Origin of the sequence: uncultured Campylobacter sp. (assembly GCF_938045535.1) — a bacterium.
In the GTDB taxonomy this organism is placed as follows: Bacteria; Campylobacterota; Campylobacteria; order Campylobacterales; family Campylobacteraceae; genus Campylobacter_B.
Genome location: NZ_CALIMQ010000224.1, coordinates 1 through 6,450 on the forward strand (window position 1 = coordinate 1; position 6,450 = coordinate 6,450).

A 6,450-nucleotide genomic window follows, 5' to 3' on the forward strand; every position below is an offset into this window, starting at 1 on the left:
AGTAATAATAGCTATTAAATTTATAGAACTAGGTACAAAAGTTTCTTTTATAGCAGTTCCAACAGGTGGATTAGTTGAGAAAGCAACATATCCTATAAGCAAAATCATCATAGCACCTAATACTTGAGTTAATTTATCCATAAGTTTTGAAGCAGATTTAAAAGAGAATATAATTACTCCTAATGCTCCACTTACAAGAGCAGCAATTTTTAAATCTAAATCAAATAAAACTTGAAAACCTAAGGCAGCTCCTCCAACATTACCTATGTTAAATGCTAAACCACCTAAACAAACTAAAAATGTTATAAAATAACCAAGTCCAGGTAGAACACTATTTGCAATATCTTGTCCTCTCATTTTAGAAACAGCAAGAACTCTCCATACATTTAATTGAGCTACAAAAGACATTATAACTGAAACCAATATTACAAAAGCGAATGTTGCTCCCATATCTTTTGTAAAAACTGCTGTTTGAGTCATAAATCCAGGTCCTATTGCCGAAGTTGCCATTAAAAATGCTGCTCCCAAAAGAACAGATAAATTATTTTTTTTCTCCATCTTAACACCTCATCTTATTTTATTTTATAAATTCATATAATGATTTCACTTCTATTCCATCTGCAATTAATGATTTTCTTATTCTATCTACAAATTCAATAGCTTTGGGATTATCCCCATGGACACAGATAGAATCAGCAGCTATATCAATTTCTTCTCCATTTACAGCAGTAACTTTTTTAGTTTTTACCATTTTTATAACTCTAGCAATAGCTTCATCAGGGTCTTTTACAAAAGCACCAGGTAAACTTCTATTAACAAGAGTTCCATCAGGATTATATCCTCTGTCTGCAAAAACTTCTTCTGCTACCTTTAATCCTCTTCTTTTTCCTTCTTTTGCCATATAACTTCCACTTAAAGTCATAACTATTATATCTTTATCAAATTGTTCTATTCCATCTAAAACTGCATCTGCTAAATCTTTTTCAACAGCTGCCATATTATAGAAAGCACCATGTAATTTCATATGTTGAAGTTTAGTTCCATTAGCTTTTGCAAAAGCATTTAAAGCACCAAGTTGATATAACATATATGCTCTAGCTTCTTCAGGAGTTACTACCATTTTCCGTCTACCAAAACCTAACAAGTCTGGATATCCAGGGTGAGCACCAACAGCAACATTATTTTCTTTTGCAATTTTAATTGTTTTGTCCATAATCAAAGGGTCACCAGCATGCCAACCACAAGCACAGTTTACACTAGTAACACATTTCATAATTTCTTCATCCATTCCAAGTTTGTAAGCTCCATAGCCTTCACCAATGTCAGAATTTAGATCCACAAAAAATTTCATAATTTTTCCTCCTTTTGTAAAAAAAATTGGGTAATAAACTTCTAATATAGTTTCTTATATGTGATATAATACTTTTTTTATTTTAGATTGTCAATAAATTATTGATAGATTACATTATATGTTAAAAATGTTAGATTTTAAAATAATAATATAATTAACTTTTGTAAAGTTGTAATTGACAGATAAAAAAATATATGTTAATCTAAAACTATATGTGCACTCATAGCTCAATTGGATAGAGCATCTGACTTCGGATCAGAGGGTTGTGGGTTCAAGTCCTACTGGGTGTGCCATTTTTTAAAAATTAATTGACATAAAAAAAATAATATGATATTCTAATTAAGTATTATTATGCATCTGTGGCTCAATTGGATAGAGCATCTGACTACGGATCAGAGGGTTGTGGGTTCGACTCCTGCCAGGTGCGCCAGATAAAATGCCTGAGTGGTGGAATTGGTAGACGCACCAGACTCAAAATCTGGCGAGGGCGACCTCGTGTCGGTTCGATTCCGACCTCGGGCACCATAAATCTTCTTTAAATTTTATCCGTAATTTCAACTGCCTTTTGTAAATTTCAACTTGCTATAAAATTTTTTATACTATTATTACCGCGGTATTTCTTTAAAAGAGGCAATTATTTATGATACGTAAAATTCTTATCGCTAATCGCGGCGAGATCGCGGTTCGCATCATTAGAGCCTGCAGAGATCTGCATATTAAAAGCGTCGCGATCTACACCAAACCCGACGTTGATTGCTTGCACGTAAAAATCGCCGATGAGGCCTACGAAGTAAGCGCGGACGCGCTAAAAGGCTATCTGGACGCCAAAAAGATCGTCGAAGTCGCCAAAGAGTGCGGTGCCGATGCGATACATCCTGGATACGGCTTTTTGAGCGAGAATTACGACTTTGCAAGAGAGGTCGAAGACGCGGGCATTATTTTCATCGGTCCAAAACCCGATGTTATCCGCAAAATGGGCAATAAAAACATCGCTCGCTACCTGATGCGCAAAAACGGCATTCCGATCGTGCCCGGCACCGAAAAGCTCAATCACGAGAGCATGGATACGATCAAAAGATATGCGCGCGAGATCGGCTATCCCGTGATTTTAAAGGCTAGCGGCGGCGGCGGCGGACGCGGTATCCGCGAGGTGTGGGAGGAGAAGGATATGCAGAGTGCCTACGACTCGTGCACGAGGGAGGCGAAGACCTTTTTTAACAACGATGAAATTTTCATGGAAAAACTCGTCGTCAAGCCGCGCCACATCGAGTTTCAGATCATCGGCGATAATTACGGCAACATCATCCACCTTTGCGAGCGCGATTGTTCGATCCAGCGCCGCCACCAAAAGATCATTGAGATTGCGCCGTGCCCCTCTATAAGCGAGCATCTGCGAAAGACGATGGGTACGACCGCAGTAGCTGCGGCGAAGGCGGTGAATTATACCAACGTCGGCACGGTGGAATTTTTGCTTGATGATTACAACAACTTCTATTTTATGGAGATGAATACCCGTATCCAGGTCGAGCACGGCATCACCGAGGAGGTCACGGGCGTCGATCTCGTCGTACGCCAGATCCGCATCGCAAACGGCGAAATTTTAGAGCTCGAGCAAAGCGATATCAAGCCGCACGGCTACGCGATCGAAGCTAGAATCACTTCCGAAAACGTCTGGAAAAATTTCACCCCCGTTCCCGGCACCGTTAGCGATTATTATCCAGCACTCGGTCCTTCCGTGCGCGTCGATAGCCACATCTACAAAGGTTATAAAATTCCGCCGTTTTACGACTCGCTTCTAGCCAAGCTCATCATCAAAACCACCGACTACGACCTGGCCGTTAATAAGCTAGAGCGCGCGCTGAAGGAATTTCGTATCGAGGGGGTGCGCACGATCATTCCGTTTTTGCTCAGCATCAGCAAATCGCGCGAATTTCGACTCGGCTTTTTCGACACGAGCTACGTAGAGAAAAATTTAGACAAAATTTTAGAAAATACCATCGACGATATGCAGCCGAATAAAAACGAAGCAATCGCCGCTATCATCGCTGCGATGCGCAAATCTGCGCGGATTTAGGAAAGAGTTATGGATTTTTTAGAGAGCCTGAAAGATATAAAAAAGGATATGCTTAAGGACAAGGCGGCAAGTTCCGCGCCCAAAAAGCCCAAAAAACCTAATCCAAATCGCGACGAGTTTAAAGATATTTTCAGAGATGATGATTCGAGTCTGCAAAGCGAAAGCGGTCTAGACGGCGACGCAGAGGAATTCGACGCAGCCAAAGAGAGCATCGCCGCACGCGAAAAGCGCCTCAAAGACGAGTTTTTAAAATACGTGGACGCGGCGAATATCAAAAAGCTGAATGACTGAAATTCCATTTTGTACGCTGGATTTTGCCTGCCCCTATCTAGGCGGCAGAGCCGCACGCAGCGAGTATCTCTACATAAAAGACTGCGACTTCGAGTATAATTCAAATTTAGTGCAGCACGGCTACCGCCGCTTCGGCAGGTATTTTCAAAAGCCCGTTTGCGCAGCCTGCGTGGAGTGTAAAAGCTTGCGTGTCGATGCTTCAAATTTTAAATTTAGCAGATCGCACCGCCGCGTCTATAAAAATAATCGCACGACCGCCTATGTATGGCAATCTCGCCCGCTTTTAAACGATGCGCGTTTGGAGCTTTTCGCACTTTATCACGACTACATGCATCTAAAAAAGGGCTGGCCTGTGCAGGAGATCGATTTTGAGCGATATGACGAAATTTACGTCCAAGGCCACGGCGACTTCGGCAAAGAAATTTCTTACTACGGCGAGGATGGGCGGCTTATCTGCGTCGATCTCATCGATATCGTGGATGACGGCATCAGCTCGGTGTATTGCTACTACGATCCGTATCTGCCGCATCTAAGTCTGGGTAAATTTTCGCTTTTAAAACAGATCGAGTTCGCCCAAGATCTGGGGCTACGCTGGATTTATTTGGGCTATGCGGTTGAGCAGTGCCCGAGCCTGGCGTATAAATTTAGCTACGAGCCGTATGAAATTTTAGATTCATACGTAGAGCTTGACGCCCCCGCCGTCTGGGAGGGGCGCACAGAGAAATAGGTTCTACGCGCGGACGCCCCGAAGCAGCTAGACAGACATACGCGCTGTGCGGTACGGTGCGTGAAAGGATAAGCTCCGCTCGCCCCCGCAGTCTATAAATACGTCGCGCGGTAGAGATCGTGCTGCCGCGTAGAATTCGGTCGCGCGCAGATACGACGCGGTATGTAAAAACGCGCCTCGGCGTCAAATCTCGCGCTGAAATTTAGCACCGCTCGACCTGCAAAAATATCCGCGGTGATGAAATTTAAGGCGAGGAAATTTAAAAGTGGAGCAGATGGATTTGCAAATTTTACGGCAGGCTCGGCATTTGCATATTGCAAGACGACACACGCGACTTTTGGGCGTACTTGGCTCTTGAGTGTGCGCGAAAAAGGGCGATTGGTTTCGGCACCTCAGCAACTAGCTTCGGTTCTGTACGGATGCCGCCGCTTAAGCGGCGGAGCGAAAAGAAAGCGGCTGATTTAGGGCAAATTTATCAGCTCCACCTTGTTTTCCAACGTTTTTGGGATCAATAAAACCTTGCCGTCGCTTGAGATGTCTGCAGGTCTTTGCATCGCGCCGAGGTTTATTTTGCGTATCTGTCCGTTTGCATCGATACGCCAAATTTTACCGCTTAAAAGGTCCTCACCCCAGTCGCTAATTAAAATTTCGCCGTTTTTTCCGCGCGCTATGCCGTAGAAAACCCCCTTCATATCGGCAAATATCGAAATTTCGCGAGATTTCAGATCCATGCTTAGCACGCGCCCCAGGACCTTTCCACTAAGATCGAATGTAGTGATCAGAAGCTTATCGCCTTTAGCCAAAAGTCCGTTTGGGCTGCCTAGCGATGGATCGATGCGCGCAAACTCATCCGCGGTGTGCGAGAGCAGGTCGATGCGCCAGATCATCCCACGCGCGGGATCGCTTGCGAGCAAAACTTCGCTACCGAGCGCTACGACGTTGTTTAAGGCCTGCGCTCCCTCGATTTTTAGATTAAAAACCTCCTGACCTTTGCTAAAGCCTCTGATCGCATCCAGATCGCACACGTAGAGCACGCCCGCGATCTGCGCCATTCCGCCCGGATTTACCAGATCGTCTATAAAATTTGTCTCAACGACACCCGAGTTTTTTACTATGCGGCTGATGAAGCCGTCGCGCTCTTGTGGATCTTCACTACTGCCGCGATTTGCGATATAAAAAGCGTCATCGGTAATAAGTGAACCACTAGGTGCGCTAAATTCGTCGATCTCTAGGCCAAAAAGCGCACCCGCCAAGGCGCACGAAAGTAGAACTTTTTTCATAATCTCTCCTTGATCTCGCCAAAATTTTAAGAATTTTAAAATTTTAAGGGAAGCGACGAGTGCCGGGTTAAAATTTTAAAATTCGCAGCGAGCTTTAAGATGAGCGAAATTTAAACCCGCAGAGCAAATAAAAGTGTAATTTTAATTAAACAAGGCGGCTTAATCGGCAAAATTCTAGCGGGTCGGAAGGCCTTGCTTCGCGCGTCGCTTTTAATTTGATGCGTCGAAGCCGAAGCGAGTAGGTTTTGTGTGCGCTTTAGTTTATGCCATCACTCGCGGAATTACGCTGTAAAATTTAGCCACATCGCGCGGACCGCAAGTTTCGCATACGTAATTTATTTAGGCAGTTGCTTTAAAATTTTAATTTTACGAGCGGATATTCTTTTGCAAATTGTGGGCGTGATTTTGATGCGCAGATGAAAGCGTTACGTTTAAAGACGCCTCCGCTTTAAAATTTGATTTAATTTAAACAAAGTGTGATTAAAATGCGATTTAAATTTTATGTACCACGGGTGTAAATTGCGGTCGCGAAAAGAGAACCTGCTGCAAAAAATTATTTAAAATTTACAGTGTACAAAACGCCCTTTGAAATTTAAAAATTTTAAAACGAGTCTATATGCTCTTTAAAAATTTAATACGTGAAATTTAAACTTTGAATAGAACGCGCCATCCTATCCTTACTGCGCCTTTAAAAATTTAATATGCTAAATTTTAAACGCTGGACTCA

The 6,450-nt window shown here is 43.0% G+C and carries 6 protein-coding genes and 3 tRNA genes; 6 read left to right on the top strand and 3 right to left on the bottom strand.

Annotated elements, in window-relative coordinates:
• Together Q0095_RS06925 and Q0095_RS06930 are read right to left on the bottom strand one after the other, a co-directional pair.
• Nucleotides 1-558, bottom strand: a 558-nt coding sequence (locus Q0095_RS06925; protein WP_297882612.1) for a divalent metal cation transporter, incomplete at its 3' end; no start/stop codon positions are given.
• Between the two features lie 19 nt (nt 559-577).
• The gene (locus Q0095_RS06930; protein WP_297882614.1) at nt 578-1,351 is read right to left on the bottom strand and encodes a LamB/YcsF family protein; all 774 of its coding nucleotides are present in this window, start codon (nt 1,349-1,351) and stop codon (nt 578-580) included.
• Between the two features lie 216 nt (nt 1,352-1,567).
• On the opposite strand from Q0095_RS06930, the gene Q0095_RS06935 reads away from it, so the two are divergent.
• The 6 genes from Q0095_RS06935 to Q0095_RS06960 all read left to right on the top strand — a co-directional run bounded on the left by Q0095_RS06935 (nt 1,568) and on the right by Q0095_RS06960 (nt 4,443).
• Nucleotides 1,568-1,644, top strand: a tRNA-Arg gene (locus tag Q0095_RS06935).
• A gap of 60 nt (nt 1,645-1,704) precedes the next feature.
• A tRNA-Arg gene (locus tag Q0095_RS06940) sits at nt 1,705-1,781 on the top strand.
• 8 nt (nt 1,782-1,789) lie between these two features.
• Nucleotides 1,790-1,876: transfer RNA gene (locus Q0095_RS06945), tRNA-Leu, on the top strand.
• A gap of 115 nt (nt 1,877-1,991) precedes the next feature.
• On the top strand, nt 1,992-3,425 hold the full coding sequence (locus tag Q0095_RS06950) for an acetyl-CoA carboxylase subunit A (RefSeq protein ID WP_297882617.1): 1,434 nt from the start codon (nt 1,992-1,994) through the stop codon (nt 3,423-3,425).
• 9 nt (nt 3,426-3,434) lie between these two features.
• The gene (locus tag Q0095_RS06955) at nt 3,435-3,716 is read left to right on the top strand and encodes a hypothetical protein (protein WP_297882619.1); all 282 of its coding nucleotides are present in this window, start codon (nt 3,435-3,437) and stop codon (nt 3,714-3,716) included.
• A complete protein-coding gene (locus Q0095_RS06960; RefSeq protein ID WP_297882621.1) occupies nt 3,709-4,443 on the top strand; it encodes an arginyltransferase in 735 nt (244 codons plus the stop codon). Before Q0095_RS06955 ends, Q0095_RS06960 begins: the two co-directional genes overlap by 8 nt.
• Before the next feature lie 461 nt (nt 4,444-4,904).
• Here the strand turns inward: Q0095_RS06960 and Q0095_RS06965 are convergent, their stop codons facing one another.
• Nucleotides 4,905-5,723: an ATP-binding protein gene (locus tag Q0095_RS06965; RefSeq protein ID WP_297882623.1), complete on the bottom strand. Its 819-nt coding sequence runs from the start codon at nt 5,721-5,723 to the stop codon at nt 4,905-4,907.
• Nucleotides 5,724-6,450: the final 727 nt, after the last annotated feature.

Coding starts and splice junctions, on each gene's coding strand:
- Q0095_RS06930 (WP_297882614.1), bottom strand. CDS start 1,351: ATGAAATTTTTTGTGGATCTAAATTCTGACATTGGTGAAGGCTATGGA.
- Q0095_RS06955 (WP_297882619.1), top strand. CDS start 3,435: ATGGATTTTTTAGAGAGCCTGAAAGATATAAAAAAGGATATGCTTAAG.
- Q0095_RS06965 (WP_297882623.1), bottom strand. CDS start 5,723: ATGAAAAAAGTTCTACTTTCGTGCGCCTTGGCGGGTGCGCTTTTTGGC.
- Q0095_RS06960 (WP_297882621.1), top strand. CDS start 3,709: ATGACTGAAATTCCATTTTGTACGCTGGATTTTGCCTGCCCCTATCTA.
- Q0095_RS06950 (WP_297882617.1), top strand. CDS start 1,992: ATGATACGTAAAATTCTTATCGCTAATCGCGGCGAGATCGCGGTTCGC.